The organism is Thiomicrospira sp. WB1, from assembly GCF_001507535.1.
In the GTDB taxonomy this organism is placed as follows: domain Bacteria; phylum Pseudomonadota; class Gammaproteobacteria; order Thiomicrospirales; family Thiomicrospiraceae; genus Hydrogenovibrio.
This window is the reverse complement of sequence record NZ_LQBN01000004.1, coordinates 85,130-105,844: the sequence shown is the minus strand read 5'-3', so window position 1 is coordinate 105,844 and position 20,715 is coordinate 85,130. Positions and strand designations below refer to the sequence as shown.

The window sequence follows — 20,715 nt, the reverse complement described above, 5'->3', positions numbered from 1 at the left end:
AAGCATGCAATTGAAAGACGCGCTCAATCAACTGATTCAACATAAAAATCTGACCAGCGAGCAGATGGAATGGGTCATGCATACGCTCATGGCCGGTGAAGCCGACCCCATTCAGGTGGCCGGTATTCTGGTGGCGCTGCGCAGCAAGGGCGAAACCCCGGAAGAAATCACCGCCGCGGCCTCAGTGATGCGCATGCTGGCCACCCATGTGCCCATTCATGACAAGGCACACCTGGTCGACACCTGTGGCACCGGCGGCGATGGGGCCAATACGTTTAATATTTCCACCGCCTGTGCGTTTGTGGCCGCCGCCGCCGGTGCGAAAGTGGCCAAGCACGGCGCCCGTTCCGTGTCGAGTTCGTCGGGCAGCGCGGATGTGCTGGAAAAAGCGGGTGTGAATCTGGACCTGTCACCTAAATCGGTGGCGCAGTGCGTGGAACAATTAGGTGTGGGCTTTATGTATGCCCCGGCTCATCATTCGGCCATGAAGCATGTGATGGGCGTTCGCAAAACGTTGGGTGTGCGCACTCTGTTTAACATTCTCGGGCCTCTGGCGAATCCGGCCAATGCGCCGTCCCAAGTGTTGGGTGTGTTTGATCCCGATCTGCTGGATACTTTCGCCGAGGTGTTGCGCTCACTTGGGTCCGAGCATGTGATGGTGGTGCATGCCCAGGACGGGTTGGATGAAATCAGTATTGCCAGTGTGACCGAGGTGGCAGAACTCAAAGGCGGGCGAATCAAACGCTGGCAGATCGACCCGTCCGATTACGACATGGATCATCCGGACTTGTCTGAGCTGAGCATCGATTCCGCCCAAGACAGCCTCAACATCATCAAAGCCGTGTTTAATAACGACCACTCGGCGGCGGCTGACATTGTCTGTCTGAATGCCGGGGCCTCGATTTATGTCGCAGGTCTGGCCGACTCCTATGCAGATGGCGTGGAAAAAGCACGCGAGCTGCTGGCCAGTGGTGAAGTTCGCCAACGCTTTGAGGCGTTTATTGCCCTGACTCAGACCCTGGATTGAACCGCACCGCCCGATTGTACCGATTAGTTTGAACGGAACCATTTATGCCAACCTATACCCCTGATATTCTCAAAAAAATTATTTTCCGCAAGCTGGAAGAAATTCAGGCAGCCTGTGAGCAAATGCCATTGCGTGAAATCAAGCAGAAAGCGATGATGATGACCACTTCGCCCACGAGGGGGTTTGCCGATGCCATGCAAGCCAAGCTGGATGCCGGCGAATCGGCGGTGATCGCCGAAATCAAAAAAGCCTCGCCCAGCAAAGGCGTGTTGCGAGACCCTTTTGACCCGGTTGCGATTGCCGAAAGCTATGCCAGCCATGGCGCTGCCTGTCTGTCGGTGTTGACCGATCGGGATTTTTTTCAGGGATCAAGTGAGTACCTGCAGCAGGTTCACGCCGCCGTTGATCTGCCCATCATCCGCAAGGATTTCATTGTGGACGACTATCAGGTATATGAAGCCCGGTTGATGGGCGCGGATTGCATCCTTCTGATAGCGGCCGCCATTGGCGATGCTCAGATGTATGAGTTGACCGAAACTGCGATGCAGTTAGGATTGGATGTGCTGGTGGAAGTGCACAATGAAGAAGAACTGGAACGGGCCTTGCGCTTGCCGTTACCGATGATCGGCATCAACAACCGCGACCTGCACACCTTTGAGGTATCGCTTGAGACCACCTTGAACCTGCTCTCGAAGATTCCGGAGGATCGTATTGTGATCACCGAAAGCGGTATTTTGGGACCCGAAGATGTGGCTCGAATGCGCGCGCATCAGGTCAACAGCTTCCTGGTCGGGGAAGCCTTTATGCGGGCCGAAGATCCGGGGGCGGCGTTGCAGGCGATGTTTCAGTAGCGCCTGAGAAAATGCAAAAAATGGATAAGGGAAGATCATGAAAATCTCTTGGCAGAAAAACATGCAGTTTTGTGGGCACACCGACAGCGGTCATGATGTGGTGATGGACGCGGCGCCCGAAGTCGGCGGCGAAAATCAGGGCCCCCGGCCGATGGAAATGGTGTTGCTGGGACTGGGCGGTTGTACCAGCATCGATGTGATGATGATGCTGCAAAAAAGCAAACAGGCCGTGACCGACTGTGAGGTGGAACTGATCAGCGAGCGCGCCGAGAGCATTCCCAAAGTCTTTACCAAAATTCATGTGCGTTTTCACGTCTATGGCGATGACCTGAACGAGAAAAAAGTCGCCCGCGCCGTGAACCTCTCGGCGGAAAAATATTGCTCCGTTTCCAAAATGCTGGAAAACAGCGTGGAGTTGACGCACGATTATCGGATTTACTCGCCAAAATCCTAAAACTGACCAGGCCTGGTCAGTTTTAGGTCTGCGTTGCCGGTTCGGCTGGATCAGCCTCAATCGCTCGAAGCAGGGTCAGGAACGCCTGACAGGCTTGTACGGAGGCCGTTTCATTCATGGTGTGATAGCCAGTGGTGGGAATCTGAATGGTGGTGCCGTCCACCAGGCCGTCGGCGTTGGCCAGGATGCGTCCCAGTTCGGTTCGCCCCAGACTTTGGGCCTGGCGGTTGGACCCTAAGCGCTGCTGGTTGAGCTGTTCAATGTAGTGGTCCTTGAAGCCAAATGAAATGGCATGCTGGTGACACAGTTGCGCCACCTGTCCGGTGGTTTGAGGGTTGAATTCGGCGTGCTCGTCCCGATTGCGCAATGTGATCCATTGCTTGTCGGCTTCTTCGCGGTTGCGGTAAGGGCTGGTGTCGACCACATAAAGTTGGTTGGTGGGCTTGCCGAAACGGCGGTACCATTCCAACAGATAACGCCAACTGCCGCCCGATTCCTCTTCGGCGGTGAAGAACGCCGTGCCTTCATACCCCAGGCTGAAAAGATGCACCAGCATTGCGGCTGTGAGCACGTTGTCGAGCTGCCCGGACAGCATGCCCTGATCCACGCGCAGGCGATCGGAAAAGCCCACGGGGGTGCCCGCAACCAGGTGCTCCAGTCCTTCCACTTCAAAAATCAGGTTGTTACGGTATTCGCAGATGTAGGCGTTGTCGATCAGCCCAGCGCCGCGATAGGCACCGGACCAGGGTTCATAGGCCAGAACGGGGGTGGCGTCGAAGCGGTTCATCAGGGTTTCTTTTAGCTCATTGGCCACATCGGTCCCCAGCAGGTTGGTGCGTTTGCCCGCGACGAAGGCGGCGAACTGAAATTCATTGGGTCCGGTGCAGACCAGGCCGTGGCGATCAATGTGCGCGGAAAAATGGCAGCGGTCGGGCTGGTTGCCTTGGGCAACCAATAAGCCTTCATACCAGGTAACCTGAGCGCCACGTTCTTCCAGTTCTCGTTGCAGGACACGAAAAAACGCATGCTCGGCGCCGACCACACTGGGTTGGCGAATCAGGGCTTTGAGCAGATCCAAAAAATCGCCAAACGCATTGGCGTCTTCCGGAAGCAGGGGCTGTGTCATGACTGGGCCTCGTCTAATGCTTGAGTGATGGCGGCGACCATGCCGTCGGTCAGCTGGCTCAAGCTGGGGTCAGGCATATTGTAGGCGGGCATGGTATAGATCAAGGCACCGAAGGGGCGCAGCCAGACACCCTGCTCGACGGCCAGGTCCTGAATGCGCGGGCCGAGGTGGCCCGCGTCAAGTTCCACCGCAGCAATGGCGCCCAGGATGCGCACATCTTTTACGCCCTCATGCGACTTGAGGGGGGTCAGCTGGGATTGGAAATGGTGTTCGATGCGGGCGATGTTGGCCTGCCAGGGACTGTTGAGTAGCACATCGATGTTGGCGCTGGCGGTGGCGCAGGCCAGTGGATTGCCCATGTAGGTCGGGCCGTGCATGAGCAACCCGGGATCACCCTGACTGATGGTGCGACTCACCGTTTCGGTTGCCAGCGTCGCGGCAAGGGTAATGTGTCCGCCGGTCAGGGTTTTGCCCAGCGCCATGATGTCGGGTGTGATGCCGGCCCAGTTGCAGCCAAACAACTCGCCGGTGCGTCCGAAGCCGGTCGCGATTTCATCCGCAATCAATAGGACGTTATAGTGATCACACAGGGCGCGCGCCTGTTTCAGGTAGCTCGGTCGATACGGGCGCATGCCGCCTGCGCCCTGAATGATGGGTTCCAGTGTGAGCGCGGCAATTTCGTCATGATGGGTGGCCAATATGGCTTCCAGTGCTTCGATGTCGCTGTCATCGGTGTTGATCATGCCGGGATTGGGTCGGGGCGCAAAAAAGTGCTGAGGCAGCAGTGGGCCAAAGGTGGTGTGCATGCCGTTGTCCGGGTCACACAGTGCCATGGTGGCAATGGTGTCACCATGATAGCCGCCTTTGATGCTGAGCAGTCGGCTCTTTGAGGGTTTGCCACGGCTAATCTGGTATTGCAGGGCCATTTTGATGGCGACTTCCATCGCCACCGAACCGGAGTCAACAAAAAAGACTTTTTCCAAGCCTTCAGGCGTGAGCGATACCAGTTTCTGCGCCAGATCGATGGCGGGCTGATGGGTCAGGCCGCCGAACATAATGTGAGGCATGACCTCAATCTGGTGGTGCATGGCTGCGACGATGTCGGAGTGGTTATAACCATGTATGGCAGCCCACCAGGAGCTCATGCCGTCAATCAACGTGCGCCCGTCGGCCAGCGTGATCCGGCTGCCCTGGGTCGATTGAACGGCCAGCGGTGATTGGGGGTTGGGCATGGGGGCGTACGGGTGCCAGATGTGATCGCGGTCGAAGGCTTGTAAGGATTGCCAGTCAGTCATGTCGCCTCTCTAGATGAATAATGGGTCAATGGCTAGCATTATACGTCTGGCATCAAGCCAAAATCACCAGGCCTGGTCAAAAAAGGAGGTGGGCAGGGGCTGCAGGGGCCGCCAGTCGAGCGTCGTCAGCGTTGACTGAAAGCTGGGCTCAAGCGGGGATCGCAAAGAGAGTGGTTGACCGGTCTCTGGGTGTGACAGCTTCAGCTTGGTGGCGGCAAGATACAAGCGATGATGCCCGTGCCATTGGTAGAAAAAATGATTGTGGTGACGATCACCATGCGCCACATCCCCAATGATCGGGTGTCCGATGTGGTTCAGGTGGCGGCGAAGCTGGTGTTTGCGCCCGGTGACAGGCGTCAGGGAGACTAGGCTGTAGCGTTGTTGTTCAAACCGGCCCATTGGGTGGTCGACCAGTGCCGTTGCCAGGGTTTGGTAGTGGGTCAGTGCCGGTTTGGGTTGACTCGCGTTGTCGGCTTTGAGCGGTCGGTCGATTTCACCGGATTCGGCCAGCCAGCCACGACAGATGGCGAGATAGTGTTTGTGTACCTCTCGGCTGGTAAAAGCTTGGTTCAGCGCGCGAGCGATGGCAGGCGATTTGGCGAACACCAGTAAGCCGGAGGTGGCCTTGTCGAGGCGATGAACCGGCCAGACCGGCGCGCCAATGGCGTCACGGGTCATTTGCAATGCGAAATCACGGGTTTCCCGATCCAAGTGCGTTCGGTGCACCAGCAACCCCGCTGGTTTGTGAATGGCAACCAAGGCGGCATCGTTGTGCAATATTTTCAAGTTCTGGCGCTGACAGACGGTGTGCATGCCCGTATTATAAAACGTCAAACGTTGTGCAAAGGGAGAATCAGATGAAAAAGCTGGGTTGGTTGCTCATGATGGGGTGGTTGTCAGCGGCGTCGGCCAATGATGTGGTTACCACAAAAAGCATCGGGTTGGGGTTGGCCAATGATCTGGCGATGGCCAGTGTTGAGGCTTGTCGGGAGGAAGGGTACCAGGTGAGTGCCGTAGTGGTGGACCGCCACGGCCTTTTACGCAGTGCCATGCGGGATGACCTGGCCGCTCAGTACACCCTGCAGATTGCACAGGAAAAGGCCAACATGACCATTATGTCCGGTTTGAAATCGGGACAGTTCCGCGCGATGCGGGAAGACATCCGCCAAGAGCTTAATCACATTGATGGTCTGATTGTGATGGTGGGGGCCTTGCCCATCGTGGCCGGTGGGACAACCATCGGGGCGATTGGCGTCAGCGGCGCACCCGGTGGCGATATAGACGAGCGTTGTGCGCAAAAAGCGATGGATGCCTACCAGGATCGCTTGGACTTCGCTTTGTAGTCGCTCGCGCAAAAAGTTTGTTCGCATGGTTGACATGAACTTAGGAATCGATAGAATACCCACACAATTTGATTGGAGGGTTTCCCGAGCGGTCAAAGGGGGCAGACTGTAAATCTGCTGGCTTCGCCTTCAGAAGTTCGAATCTTCTACCCTCCACCAATTTAATTTGCGGGTATCGTATAAAGGCTATTACCTCGGCCTTCCAAGCCGATGATAGGGGTTCGATTCCCCTTACCCGCTCCAAATTCTGGGTTCTCAGGCTCGGCTGCCATGTGGTCGGGCGTGAGGACCTTTTGATATTTGCTCTCATAGCTCAGTTGGTAGAGCGCATCCATGGTAAGGATGAGGTCACCAGTTCGATCCTGGTTGAGAGCTCCATTTTAGTTTCGAAATGAGAATCTGGCGGACCTGGTCAACGAGTCTGTCGCTGTTTACACGGAGTTTGCATCATGGCAAAGGAAAAGTTTGAACGTAATAAGCCGCACGTAAACGTTGGTACGATTGGTCACGTTGACCATGGTAAGACAACTCTTACAGCGGCGCTGACAATTGTACAGGGCAAAAAGTTTGGCGGTGAAGCCAAAGACTACGCCGGGATTGATAACGCACCGGAAGAGCGTGAGCGTGGTATCACCATCTCCACAGCGCACGTTGAATATGAATCAGAGACGCGTCACTATGCGCACGTTGACTGCCCAGGACACGCTGACTATGTTAAGAACATGATCACCGGTGCCGCCCAGATGGACGGCGCGATCCTGGTCTGTTCTGCCGCGGATGGCCCAATGCCTCAAACACGTGAGCACATCCTGCTGTCGCGTCAGGTAGGTGTCCCTTACATCGTTGTGTATCTGAACAAAGCCGACATGGTTGACGACGAAGAGTTGTTGGAACTGGTCGAAATGGAAGTGCGTGAACTGCTCGACGAGTACGACTTCCCAGGTGACGACACACCAGTGATCATGGGCTCAGCGCTGAAAGCCATCGAAGGCGACACCTCAGAAATTGGTGAACCTTCCATTGGTCGTCTGGTTGATGCGCTGGATGAATACATCCCAACGCCAGAGCGTGACACCGACAAAGACTTCCTGATGCCAATTGAAGACATCTTCTCCATCCAGGGTCGTGGTACCGTTGCCACCGGTCGTGTGGAGTCTGGTGTAGTCAAAACTGGTGAAGAGATCGAAATCGTTGGTATCCGTGACACCCAGAAAACCACTGTTACGGGCGTTGAAATGTTCCGTAAGCTGCTGGACCAGGGTGAAGCCGGTGACAACGTAGGTATCCTGTTGCGTGGTACCAAGCGTGAAGACATCGAGCGTGGTCAGGTACTGGCCAAGCCAGGTACCATCACCCCGCACACCAAGTTTGAAGCGGAAGTTTATGTTCTGTCCAAAGACGAAGGTGGTCGTCACACACCATTCTTCCAGGGCTATCGTCCACAGTTCTATTTCCGTACGACTGACGTAACCGGTGCCTGTGAGCTGCCATCTGGTACCGAAATGGTTATGCCGGGTGACAACGTTCAAATGACGGTTGAGCTGATTGCGCCAATCGCCATGGACGAAGGTCTGCGCTTCGCGATTCGCGAAGGTGGTCGTACCGTTGGTGCGGGTGTGGTCGCAAAAATTATCGAGTGATAAACGCGCTTGCGAATTAAGAAAAGGGGATGTATAATCCCCTTTTTTTTCGCAAGACGGTTCCGAATTCTAGGGGTATAGCTCCAATTGGTAGAGCATCGGATTCCAAATCCGAGTGTTGGGGGTTCGAGTCCCTCTGCCCCTGCCATTATTCAAGCGGCCTGTTTTGACAGGTCGTTTTTATTTCAAGATTGAGTCTTATGAGTCAAAAATCGAACGATCAAAATGATCTGTCTGCACTGGATAAGCCGAAAATCCTGCTGGCATTGGCGATTCTTGCCCTGACTGTGGTGGGTTATTACTACTACGCCGAGCAGCATGCTGTGGTGCGTGTGCTGGGGTTGCTGGCCGGTGTGGCAATTTCGGGCTGGGTGTTTTACCAGTCTGAAAAGGGTAAATCCTGGTTTCGCTATGTATCGCTGGCCAAAAAGGAAGTTCAGCAGGTTATATGGCCAACACGTCAGGAAACCGTGCAAATGACGTTGATCGTCTTTGTGGTGGTGATTCTGATGGGTATCTTCCTGTGGTTGGTGGATATGTTCTTTTTGTGGGCAGTGCAGTTGTTAACAGGTCAAGGTGGTTGATATGGCTCAGAGATGGTATGTGGTCCACGCCTATTCCGGTTATGAGAACAAAGTGAAGAAGAGTTTGGCGGAGTACGTCGAGCGCGCCGGGCTGGAGGATATGTTCGGCCAGGTGCTGGTTCCTTCGGAAGAGGTCGTTGAGATTCGTGACGGCAAGAAGCGCACCTCCGAGCGTAAGTTTTTCCCCGGCTATGTGCTGGTGCAGATGGAAATGAACGATGAGACCTGGCACTTGGTGAAAAGCGTTCCGCAGGTCATGGGTTTTATTGGCGGGACGTCGGATCGGCCAGCCCCCATTTCCAAGAAGGAAGTGGAACGGATTCTTCAGAAAGTTGAAGACGGTGTGGATAAGCCTAAGCCGAAGGTGATCTACGAGCCGGGTGAAATGGTGCGCGTGATCGATGGCCCCTTCAAGGAGTTTGAAGCGGTGGTGGATCGCGTGGATTACGACAAGAACAAGCTGCAGGTGTCGGTGCTGATTTTTGGGCGCTCGACCCCTGTGGAGTTGGAGTTTACTCAAGTCGAAAAAGACTGAGTGTAGTGTAACTGGGGAGTCGAAAGACGTTCGAACCCGAAAGGAGATGTTATGGCTAAGAAAATTGAAGCCTATATTAAGTTGCAGGTTCCTGCTGGGAATGCCAACCCAAGTCCGCCGGTTGGTCCGGCCCTGGGTCAGCATGGCGTGAACATCATGGAGTTCTGTAAAGCGTTTAACGCAGAAACGCAGTCCATTGAAAAAAATCTGCCAGTGCCAGTGGTCATCACGGTCTACAACGACCGTAGCTTTACGTTTATTACCAAAACCCCGCCAGCGTCAATCCTGCTGAAAAAAGCAGCTGGGATCAAGAGTGGTTCCGGTGTGCCAAACCTAGACAAGGTCGGCACTGTGACACGCGCGCAGTTGGAAGAAATCGCCAACACCAAAATGGCGGATCTGAATGCCAACGATTTGGACGCAGCCGTCAAAATCATTGCGGGTTCTGCTCGCAGCATGGGCTTAGTAGTAGAGGGGTAATGGCATGGCGAAGATGACGAAAAGACAAAAGTTGTTCGCAGAAAAAGTGGACACAACCAAAGCCTATCCCGTTCTGGAAGGTTTTTCTCTGATTTCAGAGCTGTCCAACACAAAATTCAACGAATCGGTTGAAGTCGCGGTTCGCTTGGGCATTGATCCACGTAAATCGGACCAGGTTGTACGTGGTGCGACGGTCATGCCAAACGGCACTGGTAAAGAAGTGCGTGTTGCCGTCTTTACTGGTGATGCCAATGCGCAGGCGGCCAAAGACGCCGGTGCGGACTTCGTAGGCATGGAAGACCTGGCCGACGAGGTCAAAGGTGGCATGATGGATTTTGATGTGGTGATTGCCTCACCGGACGCAATGCGCGTCGTCGGGATGCTGGGCCAGGTTTTGGGGCCACGTGGTCTGATGCCGAACCCAAAAACCGGCACGGTCACACCCGATGTTGCGACGGCCATCAAGAATGCCAAATCTGGCCAAGTCCGTTTCCGTGCCGATAAGGCAGGGATCGTTCACGCGGCCATCGGCAAGGTTGATTTTGAACCGGAAAAACTGAAAGAGAATTTGAATGCACTGGTTGATGATTTGGTGAAAGCCAAGCCGTCTGCTGCGAAAGGGACTTACCTGAAGAAGATTTCCATTTCCAGCACGATGGGGCCTGGTATCCAGGTGGATCAGTCCAGTCTGTAAAGATTTTGCTTCGGCAAAAAAGAGTTGGGTCTCCTTAGATTAAGTACGACTTGATTGAGTGAGCGCCCATCTCAGACCGCAGGTGAGCACCGTTGGGGCTCTTAATCGTTTTAAGCCTGCGTAGATGGAAGAGCTTGATGATTCAAGCTGTTTTGGAGGTTATATGGCACTCAATATCGAGGGTAAAAAAGCCGTCGTCGAAGAGCTGTCTGCAGTGATTGCAGAGTCTGGCTCTATGGTTGCGGCTGAATATCGCGGATTGACTGTTGAACAGATGACTAACCTTCGTATCAAGGCGCGTGAAGAAAAGGTTACGGTTCGTGTTGTGAAAAACACCCTGGCCAAACGTGCCGTGCAAGGCACGCCATTTGAAGACATGGCGGATACATTCAGTGGCCCACTGGTTTTTGCCTTTTCCGGCGAGGAACTGGGTAAAGCGGCACGAGTGTTTAAAGACTTTGCAAAAGATAACGAAGCCCTGGTGGTTCGTTCTTTGTCAATTGGGGATGGTGTGCTGGACGCATCTCACTTGGCGAGCATCGCGGCGTTGCCGACATACGACGAAGCCTTGAGCAAGTTGTTGTATGTGATGAAAGAGCCAGTGGCGAAACTGACACGCGGTCTCAACGCAGTCAAAGAGCAGAAAGAAGAAGCTGCCTAAATCGGCTTCGACTCTTCAAACGTGATTAATTTAAGGAAGTAATAACATGGCAATTTCTAAAGACGATATTCTGGAAGCCGTTGCGAACATGTCAATCATGGAAGTGGTTGAACTGGTTGAAGCAATGGAAGAAAAATTTGGTGTTTCTGCGGCAGCAGTCGCCGTTGCAGGCCCTGGTGGTGACGCGGGTGCGGCAGCCGAAGAACAGACTGAGTTTGATGTGATCCTGACAGGCGCAGGCGACAACAAAGTTGCGGCGATCAAAGCCGTTCGTGGCGCGACTGGCCTGGGTCTGAAAGAAGCGAAAGCTGCGGTTGAATCAGCACCGTTTACACTGAAAGAAGGTGTGGACAAGGAAGAAGCTGAAAAATTGGCAGAAGAGCTGAAAGAAGCTGGTATTGAAGTCGAAGTTAAGTAAGCTTCAAGCCCGTTTTTAAGCGATTTGGCTGGCGTTTCCGACGCCGGCCTTTTCTTGTTTGTAAGTGTGTAAAAGTGTGATGAATCGCAGCCAGAGGTATCTGCTGTTATTACTCTTTTATGCATTGGCTGAAACCCGATCAAGATCCGGTTTCGTATCTTATATGTGAATGTTGGGGTAACCGATGTCCTATTCTTTGACTGAAAAGAAACGCATCCGCAAGGATTTTGCCACACAGCCATCCATTCTGGATGTGCCTTACCTGCTTTCCCTGCAGAAAAAATCGTTCAACGAATTTCTGCAACAGGAGAAAAAGCCCGTTCAACGTCAGATGATGGGCTTGCACGCCGCTTTTTCATCTGTGTTTCCGATTCATGGTGTGGCAGGCACCGCTGACCTGGAATATGTTAGTTATACCATGGGTCAGCCTGAATTTGATGTCAAAGAGTGTAAACAGCGTGGGGTCACCTATTCGTCACCTCTGCGTGTGAAAATGCGCCTGGTGTTGTTCGACAAAGATGCCCCGGCGGGTAAGCGTCCGGTAAAAGACGTGAAAGAGCAAGAGGTCTATCTTGGTGATGTCCCGCTGATGACCGAAAACGGTACCTTTGTGATCAACGGGACCGAGCGAGTGATTGTGACTCAGTTGCACCGCTCTCCTGGTGTGATTTTCGACAGTGATAAAGGGAAATCTCACTCATCCGGTAAGACATTGTTTAATGCACGGATCATTCCTTATCGCGGTTCCTGGTTGGATTTCGAGTTCGATCATAACGACTGTCTGTATGTCCGCATTGACCGTCGTCGTAAGCTCCCCGTCTCTATCCTGCTCAGAGCAATGGGATATTCCAACGAGGAAATCCTGGACACCTTCTTTGATCACCTGAATTTCCATATCAAAGACGGTAAGGTCTTGCATGACATTGATGCAGGCAAGCTGAAAGGGCAGAACGCGCCGTTCGATCTGGCTGCGTCCAATGGGGATGTGGTGGTCAAAGAAGGCAAAAAAATCACCGCACGCGATGTGAAGAAAATTCGGGAAGCCGGTGTGGAGCAGGTTGAAGTGCCTGATGATTTCATGATCGGTCGCATTTTGTCTTCCGGGATCATGAACGACGAAACCGGTGAGCTGGTTGCACGTGCGAATGAAATGATCCAGCCCGATTTGCTGGCAACTCTGAAAGGAATGAAGAATTTCTCTTTCCGTTGTCTATTTGTGGATGATCTGGAAAACGGTTCTTACATTTCCGATACCCTGAATCTGGACACCACGGCTTCACCGCTGGATGCGCAGATTGAGATTTACCGCATGATGCGTCCGGGTGAGCCACCAACACAAGAGTCCTCCGAGGCATTATTCCAGAGCTTGTTCTTTGATGAAGCTCGTTATGACCTATCGTCTGTGGGTCGGATGAAACTGAACCGTCGTTTGGGCCGCAAGAAAAATGACGGTGCGCTGGTTCTGGAAAACAATGATGTGATTGATGTGGTCAAGGAATTGATCAATATCCGTAATGGTCTGAGCACACTGGATGACATCGATACACTGGGTAACCGTCGTATCCGTGCCGTGGGTGAAATGGCCGAAAATGCGTTCCGTGTCGGGTTGGTCCGAGTTGAACGTGCGGTCAAGGAACGCTTGAATCAGGCAGAAACCGACAACCTGTTGCCTCAGGATCTGATCAATGCCAAGCCGGTCTCGGCGGCAATCAAAGAGTTCTTTGGTTCCAGCCAGTTGTCACAATTTATGGACCAGGTCAACCCTCTGTCGGAAGTGACGCATAAACGTCGCGTTTCGGCATTGGGGCCAGGCGGGTTGACGCGTGAACGTGCCGGTTTTGAGGTGCGTGACGTGCACCCGACTCACTATGGTCGTGTCTGCCCGATCGAAACTCCGGAAGGGCCGAACATCGGCCTGATCAACACCTTGGCGATTTATGCCAAAACCAATGAATATGGCTTCCTGGAAACCCCTTATCGCAAGGTCGTTAATGGTCAGGTCACCGAAGAAGTGGAATACGTGTCGGCCATTGACGAATCCCAGTATGTGATCGCTCAGGCCAGTGCCCAGTTGGACAAAGACGGGAAGTTCGTGGACGAAATGATTTCATGTCGTCACCAGAACGAGTTTACTCTGTCACCGTCCAACGAAATCAACTACATGGACGTCTCGCCCAAGCAGATCGTTTCGGTGGCAGCGGCTCTGATTCCGTTCCTGGAACACGATGATGCCAACCGTGCCTTGATGGGCTCGAACATGCAGCGTCAGGCGGTACCAACATTGCGTGCCGACAAGCCATTGGTCGGCACCGGGATTGAAAAAACCGTTGCGATCGACTCGGGGGTCACGGTGGTGGCGCGCCGTGGCGGTGAGATCATTTCATCCGACGCTGCACGGATTGTGGTGCGCGCCAATAACGATGAAATCGCCGAAGGCGAAACCGGGGTGGATATTTATAACCTGGTGAAATACCAGCGCTCCAACCAGAATACCTGTATCAACCAGAAGCCGATTGTGAAAGCCGGTGATGCGGTTGCCCGTGGTGATGTCTTGGCCGATGGGCCTTCAACGGATCTGGGTGAGCTGGCAATTGGTCAGAACATGCGCATCGCCTTTATGCCGTGGAACGGCTACAACTTCGAAGATTCCATTTTGGTGTCTGAAAAAGTGGTGCGCGATGACCGCTACACCAGTATTCACATTGAAGAACTGACCTGTCTGGCGCGTGACACCAAACTGGGGCCGGAGGAAGTGACGTCCGATATCCCGAATGTGGGCGAAGCCGCTTTATCACGTCTGGATGAGTCCGGGATCGTTTATGTGGGCGCAGAGGTCAAGCAAGGCGACATTCTGGTCGGTAAAGTGACGCCAAAAGGCGAAACCCAGCTGACACCGGAAGAAAAGCTTCTGCGTGCCATTTTCGGTGAAAAAGCCTCCGACGTGAAAGATACGTCTCTGCGCGTTGGTAAAGGCGTGGAAGGGACCGTTATTGACGTTCAGGTCTTTACCCGTGAAGGTGTGAAGAAAGATGCGCGCGCGCTGTCGATTCAGGAAGATGAGTTGCAGGCCGTGCGTAAGGACATCGATGAACAGTACCGCATTCTGTTTGAAGACATTCATGCGCGTGTGGAAGAGTTGTTGAACGGTCAGACACTGGTGGATGGCACCAAAATTAACCAGGCCTGGTTGAAAAAGACCGAACGGGATCAGTGGCTCAAAGCCAACGTCAAAGACGATGCCTTGGCGGCTCAGCTGGAAGCGTTTGAGCAGCAACTGACGGATAAAAAAGCCGAACTGAATGCCGCGTTTGATGAGAAGAAAAAGAAACTCACTCAAGGCGATGACCTGCAGCCCGGTGTGTCCAAAATGGTCAAGGTGTATGTGGCCGTGAAGCGTCGCATCCAGCCGGGTGACAAAATGGCAGGCCGCCACGGGAACAAAGGTGTTATTTCGCGTATCTGTCCGATCGAGGACATGCCGTTTGATGAAACCGGGCGCCCGGTGGACATCTGTCTGAACCCTCTGGGGGTTCCTTCGCGGATGAACGTGGGTCAGATTCTGGAGACGCATCTTGGGTTGGCCGCCGCCGGTTTGGGCGAAAAAATTGACGCCATGCTCAAGCAGCAGGAAGACATCAAAACATTGCGCGGCTTCCTGCATCAGATCTATAACGAGACGCAAGGGCAGAATGTGGATTTTGCCCAGCTCACCGACGATGAAATCATGGAGTTGGCGGGCAATTTGAGAAAAGGTGTGCCTATGGCATCACCGGTTTTCGATGGTGCGTCGGAAGATCAGATTAAAGCATTGCTGCGCTTGGCAGACTTGCCTGAATCCGGTCAGATGACCTTGTTCGACGGCATCAGTGGTGAAGCGTTTGATCGACCTGTGACCGTCGGTTATATGTATTACCTCAAGCTGAACCACCTGGTTGATGACAAGATGCACGCCCGTTCGACCGGACCTTACAGTCTGGTGACACAGCAGCCATTGGGCGGTAAAGCTCAGTTTGGCGGTCAGCGTTTCGGTGAGATGGAAGTCTGGGCTCTGGAAGCCTATGGTGCGGCGTTTACTCTGCAGGAAATGCTGACGGTCAAATCCGATGACCTCGCCGGTCGTACACGCATGTACAAAAATATTGTCGATGGCAACGAATACATGGAACCTGGTATTCCTGAATCCTTCAGCGTATTGCGCAAAGAAATTCGTGCCTTGGGGATTGATATTGAGTTGGAGCAAGAATAATGAAAGATTTATTGGGATTTTTGAAAAAACAGAATGTATCGAACGATTTCGATACGATCAAAGTCACGCTTGCTTCACCTGAGAAGATTCGTTCCTGGTCGTATGGCGAGGTGAAAAAACCGGAAACCATCAACTACCGTACCTTCAAGCCGGAGCGTGATGGTTTGTTCTGCGCCAAGATCTTTGGCCCCATTCGTGACTTTGAATGTTTGTGTGGCAAATACAAGCGTTTGAAACACCGTGGTGTCATCTGTGAAAAATGTGGGGTTGAGGTCACTCAGTCAAAAGTGCGTCGTGAACGCATGGGGCACATCGACCTGGCGACCTCGGTCGCGCACATCTGGTTTCTGAAATCATTGCCATCTCGCATTGGCCTGATTTTGGATATGACGCTCAAAGAAATCGAAGCCGTCCTGTATTTTGAAGCTTTTATGGTGGTCGACCCAGGCCTGACGCCGCTTGAACCTTGGCAGTTGCTGAGCGAGGAAGAGTACCTCGATGCGCTGGATGAGTACGGTGACGAGTTTGAAGCACAAATGGGCGCGGAAGCGATCAAGAAAATGCTTCAGTCGATTGATCTGGAAGCCGATGCGGCTGAGCTGCGCGAGCAGATGGACGCGACCAATTCTGAAACCAAGCAGAAGAAAATTTCCAAGCGCCTAAAGCTGATCGATTCTTTTTTGCAGTCCGGGAACAAGCCTGAATGGATGATTCTGGACGTGCTGCCTGTGCTGCCGCCAGAGTTGCGTCCACTGGTGCCGCTGGATGGTGGCCGTTTCGCAACGTCCGACCTGAACGACCTGTATCGTCGTGTGATCAATCGAAACAATCGTCTTAAGCGATTGCTGGATCTGATGGCGCCCGACATCATCGTGCGCAACGAAAAACGCATGTTGCAGGAATCTGTGGATTCGCTGTTGGATAACGGCCGTCGCGGTCGTGCCGTCACCGGCACCAATAAACGACAGTTGAAATCGCTGGCGGATATGATCAAAGGCAAGCAGGGACGTTTCCGTCAGAACCTGCTCGGTAAGCGTGTCGATTATTCCGGCCGTTCCGTGATCGTGGTTGGCCCGTCACTGCGTCTGCATCAGTGTGGCCTGCCAAAGAAAATGGCGCTGGAGCTGTTTAAGCCTTTCATTTTCAGCAAACTGCAAAAGCGTGGCATGGCGTCCACGATTAAAGCCGCTAAGAAAATGGTAGAGCAAAGCTTGCCGGAAGTCTGGGATGTGCTGGACGAAGTCATTCGTGAACATCCGGTATTACTGAACCGGGCACCGACGCTTCACCGTCTGGGGATCCAGGCATTTGAGCCGGTTCTGATCGAGGGCAAGGCAATCAACCTGCACCCACTGGTATGTTCGGCCTTCAACGCCGACTTTGATGGGGATCAGATGGCGGTTCACGTCCCGCTGTCGCTGGAAGCTCAGTTGGAAGCTCGTACTTTGATGATGTCGACCAACAACCTTTTGTCGCCGGCCAATGGTGATCCCATCATCGTACCGTCTCAAGACGTGGTACTGGGCTTGTACTACATCACCCGTGAAGCCATCAACGCCCAGGGCGAAGGCAAAGCGTTTGCTAACTGGATGGAAGTGGAGCGTGCGCTGGAAGCGAAGGTGGTGCACCCGCATACCCGTATCAAGCTGAAACTTGACCAGACGGTAAGAGACGATTCGGGCGTTGAATCAGTGGTGCATCAGATGGTGGATACCACTGCAGGCCGTGCGATGTTGTTGCGCATTCTGCCAGAGGGCTTGAGCTTTGATCTGATTAACGTCAATCTGACCAAAAAGAACATTTCCAAGGCGCTGAATGCGTGTTACCGAATTCTGGGACCGAAGGAAACCGTGATTTTTGCCGACCAGCTGATGTATGCCGGCTTTAAATGGTCGACCTTGGCGGGTCTGTCTTTCTGTTCCGGCGACATGCTGGTACCGGACAACAAGGAAGAAATCATCGAGCGTGCTCATGAGCAGGTGACTGAGATTCAGAAGCAATTTGCTCAGGGCTTGGTGACGGAAGGTGAACGTTACAACAAAGTGGTCGACATCTGGTCGCATACCAACGAACTGGTCACCCAGTCGATGATGGATGATCTGCAGTATGAAACCGTTAAGGATGCTGAGGGGAATGAAGCCCAGCAGACGTCGTTTAACTCGGTTTACATGATGGCTGATTCCGGAGCCCGTGGCTCGGTGGCGCAGATGCGTCAGTTGGGCGGGATGCGTGGCCTGATGGCCAAACCGGATGGTTCCATCATCGAAACGCCGATCACGGCGAACTTCCGTGAAGGGTTGAACGTTCTGCAGTACTTTATTTCGACGCACGGTGCGCGGAAAGGTTTGGCCGATACCGCTCTGAAAACCGCCAACTCCGGTTATTTGACGCGACGCCTGGTTGATGTGGCACAGGATGTGGTCGTCACTGAAGACGATTGCGGGACCGATCGCAGCATCCGCATGACGGCACACGTTGAAGGTGGTGAAGTGGTCGAAGAGCTCAAAGAGCGAATTCTCGGCCGTGTGGTTGCAGAAGATGTGATTGACCAGGAAGGCAATCTGATCGTCAGCAAAGGCACCATGTTGGATGAGCGCCTGGTCAGTGATATTGACGCGTCCGGTGTGGATGTCGTGCACGTTCGATCATCGATTACGTGTGAAACGCGTTTTGGTGTGTGTCGTCAGTGTTACGGCCGTGACCTAGCACGTGGTCACGAAGTGAACATCGGTGAAGCCGTCGGTGTCATGGCTGCGCAATCCATTGGTGAGCCAGGCACTCAGTTGACCATGCGTACCTTCCACATTGGTGGGACCGCTTCCGCTTCAACCGCACAGAGTCAGGTCGAAGTGAAGCACGAAGGTAAGGTGAAGTTCGACAACCTGAAAACCATTAAGAACTCGGAAGGTCAGCTTCTGGTAACCGCCCGTTCCGGAGAGATTTCAATCCTGGATAAAATGGGGCGTGAAAAAGAGCGTTACAAAATTCCGTATGGTGCGGCATTGAATGTTGACGACGGTGTGGAGCTGACATCGGGTGCGGTTCTGGCCACGTGGGATGCTCATACCCACCCCGTGATCACGGAAGCCGAAGGGGTCATCCAGTTCGGTAATTTTGAAGGCACCGTTGAAGAGCATACCGATGAGCTGACAGGTTTGACTACTTATGTGGTGAAAGGGGCCAAAGAGCGTACCAGCGCCTCAAAAGACCTGCGTCCGTATATCCAGCTTGTGAGTGATGACGGTAAGGGCGTTTGCTTCCCCGGAACACAGACGCCTGCGATGTATTACCTGCCGGAAAACTCAGTGATTGTGGTCAACGAAAACGATCGCGTCGGCGCAGGCGATATTTTGGCGCGTATCCCACAGGAATCGTCAAAAACCAAGGATATTACCGGTGGTCTGCCTCGCGTTGCCGATTTGTTCGAAGCCCGTATGCCAAAAGAGCCAGCCATCATGGCGGAAGTCAGTGGCGTGGTTGGATTCGGGAAAGAAACCAAAGGGAAGCAGCGTCTTGTCATTACTCAGGACAGTGGTGAGCAACATGAAACTCTGATTCCAAAATGGCGTTCGGTCGATGTGTTCGAGGGGGAACGCGTTGAAAAAGGCGACATTGTGGTGGATGGCAATGCGAACCCACACGACATTCTGCGTTTGCTAGGCGTTGAAAAGCTGACCGAATACATCGTGGACGAAGTGCAGGACGTTTACCGTCTGCAGGGCGTGCGTATCAATGATAAGCACATTGAGACGGTCGTTCGCCAGATGTTGCGTAAGGTGGAAATTAAATCACCGGGTGATTCCAGTTTCATTCGTGGCGAACAAGCTGAATACGCACGGGTTCTGGAAGAAAACGAACGTCTGCAAGCAGAAGGCAAAGTGGAAGCCACTTATGATCGTATTCTGCTGGGCATCACGAAAGCATCGCTTGCAACGGAATCCTTTATTTCCGCGGCGTCCTTCCAGGAAACAACGCGTGTCTTGACCGAAGCCGCTGTCAGTGGCAAGGAAGACAAGCTGGTCGGCCTGAAAGAAAACGTGATTGTGGGTCGATTGATTCCGGCGGGGACAGGGTTTGCTTATCACCAAGCGAGAAAAACCGCGCAGGAAAAAACCCAGGAAGAATTGGCAGCCTTCATGGCTGCGGCGGAAGAAAACGCCGAATTGGAAGCCTCTGAAACCGAAATGGCTGAGGCTGATATTTCGTCAACCGAAACAGACTCGCCAGAAGGTGGGGCTGCAGAGTAGTTGAATTGTTATTGATAATTCAAAAACTTATGCTTGACATGAGGGCGTGGGGTCACTAAAATCCCACAACCTTGTTTAATAGGGGCAGTTCGCCTCGAAAAATGATGGTAAAACAATCAGTTTATGATGGAGTAAAGATTAATGGCTACTATTAACCAGTTGGTGCGTAAGCCGCGTAAAGACAAGCCAAAGAAGTCCAATGTACCGGCGCTTGAAGCCTGTCCTCAGCGACGTGGTGTTTGTACGCGCGTTTATACAACAACGCCTAAAAAGCCAAACTCTGCCCTACGTAAAGTTGCACGTGTCCGTTTGACCAACGGGTATGAAGTTTCTTCATACATCGGTGGTGAAGGGCACAATCTGCAAGAGCACTCCGTGATTCTAATTCGCGGGGGTCGTGTGAAAGACTTACCTGGTGTGCGTTATCACACAGTGCGCGGTTCGCTGGACTGTGCTGGTGTGGATGGGCGTAAACAAGGTCGTTCTAAGTACGGTGCGAAGCGTCCTAAGAGTTAATCCCAAGTGGAACTCTGACCCATACGTTTTGCAATCAATCGTGTAAATTTATACCGGAAGAGTAAGAATGGCGAGAAGAAGAGAAATACCTAAAAGACAAGTGTTGCCCGATCCAAAATTTGGAAGCACCACTCTGACAAAATTTGTCAATATGATCATGTACAGCGGCAAAAAATCCGTGGCCGAGAAAATTGTTTACGGTGCATTGGATGTTGTTGTTGACCGCAAAAAAGGTGGCGAACATGCCAAGCTTCTCGAAGAAGCGCTGGAAAATGTTGGTCCGATGGTTGAGGTAAAGTCGCGTCGTGTCGGTGGGGCCACCTATCAAGTGCCTGTTGAAGTTCGCGCCGAACGTAAAACGGCTTTGGCCATGCGTTGGATGGTGGAAGCTGCTCGTAAACGAAGCGAGAAAGGCATGATGCTTCGCCTGGCAGGCGAACTGTCAGACGCGCTGGAAAATCGCGGCGCGGCGATTAAGAAAAAAGAAGATACCCATAGAATGGCTGAAGCGAACAAAGCTTTCTCACATTTTCGTTGGTAATCCGATCAAGGCCCTTTATCGGGCCTTTGTTTTTTTCATTCAACTAAAAGGTTTATT

At 52.9% G+C, this 20,715-nt stretch carries 18 protein-coding genes and 4 tRNA genes; 19 read left to right on the top strand and 3 right to left on the bottom strand.

The annotated features are described in order from the left end of the window. Window positions 1–4: 4 nt before the first annotated feature. From trpD to AVO41_RS09820, 3 genes are read left to right on the top strand one after another with little or no spacing between them, the layout of a single operon-like run. The gene (trpD, locus tag AVO41_RS09830; RefSeq protein ID WP_068586401.1) at window positions 5–1,027 is read left to right on the top strand and encodes an anthranilate phosphoribosyltransferase; all 1,023 of its coding nucleotides are present in this window, start codon (window positions 5–7) and stop codon (window positions 1,025–1,027) included. A 44-nt stretch (window positions 1,028–1,071) separates the two neighbouring features. Then, window positions 1,072–1,878 (top strand): indole-3-glycerol phosphate synthase TrpC, encoded by an 807-nt coding sequence (gene trpC, locus AVO41_RS09825; protein WP_068586398.1) that lies wholly within the window; start codon window positions 1,072–1,074, stop codon window positions 1,876–1,878. Window positions 1,879–1,915: 37 nt separating this feature from the next. Then, a complete protein-coding gene (locus tag AVO41_RS09820) occupies window positions 1,916–2,332 on the top strand; it encodes an OsmC family protein (RefSeq protein ID WP_068586395.1) in 417 nt (138 codons plus the stop codon). 22 nt (window positions 2,333–2,354) lie between these two features. Here the strand turns inward: AVO41_RS09820 and AVO41_RS09815 are convergent, their stop codons facing one another. From AVO41_RS09815 to AVO41_RS09805, 3 genes are all read right to left on the bottom strand, one after another. Next, window positions 2,355–3,458, bottom strand: a complete 1,104-nt coding sequence (locus tag AVO41_RS09815; RefSeq protein WP_068586392.1) for a peptidase M42 — start codon at window positions 3,456–3,458, stop codon at window positions 2,355–2,357. Beyond that, a complete protein-coding gene (locus tag AVO41_RS09810) occupies window positions 3,455–4,753 on the bottom strand; it encodes an adenosylmethionine--8-amino-7-oxononanoate transaminase (RefSeq protein WP_068586389.1) in 1,299 nt (432 codons plus the stop codon). The genes AVO41_RS09815 and AVO41_RS09810 overlap by 4 nt, the downstream gene beginning before the upstream one ends. Window positions 4,754–4,816: 63 nt before the next feature. Then, complete coding sequence (locus AVO41_RS09805) at window positions 4,817–5,566, bottom strand: pseudouridine synthase (protein ID WP_068586387.1); 750 nt, start codon at window positions 5,564–5,566, stop codon at window positions 4,817–4,819. A 44-nt stretch (window positions 5,567–5,610) separates the two neighbouring features. Between AVO41_RS09805 and AVO41_RS09800 the strand changes: the two genes are divergently transcribed. From AVO41_RS09800 to rpsG, 16 genes are all read left to right on the top strand, one after another. After that, entirely contained in the window at window positions 5,611–6,096 is a 486-nt protein-coding gene (locus AVO41_RS09800) for a heme-binding protein (RefSeq protein WP_068586385.1), read from the top strand. 74 nt (window positions 6,097–6,170) lie between these two features. Beyond that, a tRNA-Tyr gene (locus tag AVO41_RS09795) sits at window positions 6,171–6,255 on the top strand. A gap of 9 nt (window positions 6,256–6,264) precedes the next feature. Beyond that, a tRNA-Gly gene (locus tag AVO41_RS09790) sits at window positions 6,265–6,339 on the top strand. Window positions 6,340–6,398: 59 nt separating this feature from the next. Continuing rightward, a tRNA-Thr gene (locus tag AVO41_RS09785) sits at window positions 6,399–6,474 on the top strand. Between the two features lie 71 nt (window positions 6,475–6,545). Beyond that, window positions 6,546–7,736, top strand: coding sequence for an elongation factor Tu (gene tuf / locus AVO41_RS09780; protein WP_068586354.1), 1,191 nt, complete (start codon window positions 6,546–6,548; stop codon window positions 7,734–7,736). A 71-nt stretch (window positions 7,737–7,807) separates the two neighbouring features. Then, window positions 7,808–7,884 (top strand) — tRNA-Trp (locus AVO41_RS09775). A 52-nt stretch (window positions 7,885–7,936) separates the two neighbouring features. Next, window positions 7,937–8,320, top strand: coding sequence for a preprotein translocase subunit SecE (secE, locus tag AVO41_RS09770; protein WP_068586382.1), 384 nt, complete (start codon window positions 7,937–7,939; stop codon window positions 8,318–8,320). Between the two features lies 1 nt (window position 8,321). After that, window positions 8,322–8,855: a transcription termination/antitermination protein NusG gene (gene nusG / locus AVO41_RS09765; RefSeq protein WP_068586379.1), complete on the top strand. Its 534-nt coding sequence runs from the start codon at window positions 8,322–8,324 to the stop codon at window positions 8,853–8,855. 51 nt (window positions 8,856–8,906) lie between these two features. Further along, window positions 8,907–9,335: a 50S ribosomal protein L11 gene (gene rplK / locus AVO41_RS09760; RefSeq protein WP_068586376.1), complete on the top strand. Its 429-nt coding sequence runs from the start codon at window positions 8,907–8,909 to the stop codon at window positions 9,333–9,335. Between the two features lie 4 nt (window positions 9,336–9,339). Further along, entirely contained in the window at window positions 9,340–10,029 is a 690-nt protein-coding gene (rplA, locus tag AVO41_RS09755) for a 50S ribosomal protein L1 (RefSeq protein ID WP_068586375.1), read from the top strand. 163 nt (window positions 10,030–10,192) lie between these two features. Beyond that, complete coding sequence (rplJ, locus tag AVO41_RS09750) at window positions 10,193–10,690, top strand: 50S ribosomal protein L10 (RefSeq protein ID WP_068586779.1); 498 nt, start codon at window positions 10,193–10,195, stop codon at window positions 10,688–10,690. Between the two features lie 46 nt (window positions 10,691–10,736). Then, entirely contained in the window at window positions 10,737–11,108 is a 372-nt protein-coding gene (gene rplL / locus AVO41_RS09745; RefSeq protein WP_068586373.1) for a 50S ribosomal protein L7/L12, read from the top strand. A gap of 184 nt (window positions 11,109–11,292) precedes the next feature. Beyond that, a complete protein-coding gene (gene rpoB / locus AVO41_RS09740; protein WP_068586370.1) occupies window positions 11,293–15,354 on the top strand; it encodes a DNA-directed RNA polymerase subunit beta in 4,062 nt (1,353 codons plus the stop codon). Then, window positions 15,354–19,601, top strand: coding sequence for a DNA-directed RNA polymerase subunit beta' (rpoC, locus tag AVO41_RS09735; protein ID WP_068586367.1), 4,248 nt, complete (start codon window positions 15,354–15,356; stop codon window positions 19,599–19,601). Before rpoB ends, rpoC begins: the two co-directional genes overlap by 1 nt. Before the next feature lie 141 nt (window positions 19,602–19,742). Continuing rightward, a complete protein-coding gene (gene rpsL / locus AVO41_RS09730; protein ID WP_068586365.1) occupies window positions 19,743–20,117 on the top strand; it encodes a 30S ribosomal protein S12 in 375 nt (124 codons plus the stop codon). Between the two features lie 67 nt (window positions 20,118–20,184). Next, complete coding sequence (gene rpsG, locus AVO41_RS09725) at window positions 20,185–20,658, top strand: 30S ribosomal protein S7 (RefSeq protein ID WP_068586360.1); 474 nt, start codon at window positions 20,185–20,187, stop codon at window positions 20,656–20,658. Window positions 20,659–20,715: the final 57 nt, after the last annotated feature.

Bases quoted from the DNA above. Each gene is read 5' to 3' on its own strand.
- nusG (WP_068586379.1), top strand. From the start codon at position 8,322: ATGGCTCAGAGATGGTATGTGGTCCACGCCTATTCCGGTTATGAGAAC.
- rpsG (WP_068586360.1), top strand. From the start codon at position 20,185: ATGGCGAGAAGAAGAGAAATACCTAAAAGACAAGTGTTGCCCGATCCA.
- rpoB (WP_068586370.1), top strand. From the start codon at position 11,293: ATGTCCTATTCTTTGACTGAAAAGAAACGCATCCGCAAGGATTTTGCC.
- AVO41_RS09800 (WP_068586385.1), top strand. From the start codon at position 5,611: ATGAAAAAGCTGGGTTGGTTGCTCATGATGGGGTGGTTGTCAGCGGCG.
- trpD (WP_068586401.1), top strand. From the start codon at position 5: ATGCAATTGAAAGACGCGCTCAATCAACTGATTCAACATAAAAATCTG.
- trpC (WP_068586398.1), top strand. From the start codon at position 1,072: ATGCCAACCTATACCCCTGATATTCTCAAAAAAATTATTTTCCGCAAG.
- AVO41_RS09805 (WP_068586387.1), bottom strand. From the start codon at position 5,566: ATGCACACCGTCTGTCAGCGCCAGAACTTGAAAATATTGCACAACGAT.
- rplK (WP_068586376.1), top strand. From the start codon at position 8,907: ATGGCTAAGAAAATTGAAGCCTATATTAAGTTGCAGGTTCCTGCTGGG.
- AVO41_RS09820 (WP_068586395.1), top strand. From the start codon at position 1,916: ATGAAAATCTCTTGGCAGAAAAACATGCAGTTTTGTGGGCACACCGAC.
- rplL (WP_068586373.1), top strand. From the start codon at position 10,737: ATGGCAATTTCTAAAGACGATATTCTGGAAGCCGTTGCGAACATGTCA.
- tuf (WP_068586354.1), top strand. From the start codon at position 6,546: ATGGCAAAGGAAAAGTTTGAACGTAATAAGCCGCACGTAAACGTTGGT.
- rpsL (WP_068586365.1), top strand. From the start codon at position 19,743: ATGGCTACTATTAACCAGTTGGTGCGTAAGCCGCGTAAAGACAAGCCA.
- rpoC (WP_068586367.1), top strand. From the start codon at position 15,354: ATGAAAGATTTATTGGGATTTTTGAAAAAACAGAATGTATCGAACGAT.
- rplA (WP_068586375.1), top strand. From the start codon at position 9,340: ATGGCGAAGATGACGAAAAGACAAAAGTTGTTCGCAGAAAAAGTGGAC.
- secE (WP_068586382.1), top strand. From the start codon at position 7,937: ATGAGTCAAAAATCGAACGATCAAAATGATCTGTCTGCACTGGATAAG.
- rplJ (WP_068586779.1), top strand. From the start codon at position 10,193: ATGGCACTCAATATCGAGGGTAAAAAAGCCGTCGTCGAAGAGCTGTCT.
- AVO41_RS09815 (WP_068586392.1), bottom strand. From the start codon at position 3,458: ATGACACAGCCCCTGCTTCCGGAAGACGCCAATGCGTTTGGCGATTTT.
- AVO41_RS09810 (WP_068586389.1), bottom strand. From the start codon at position 4,753: ATGACTGACTGGCAATCCTTACAAGCCTTCGACCGCGATCACATCTGG.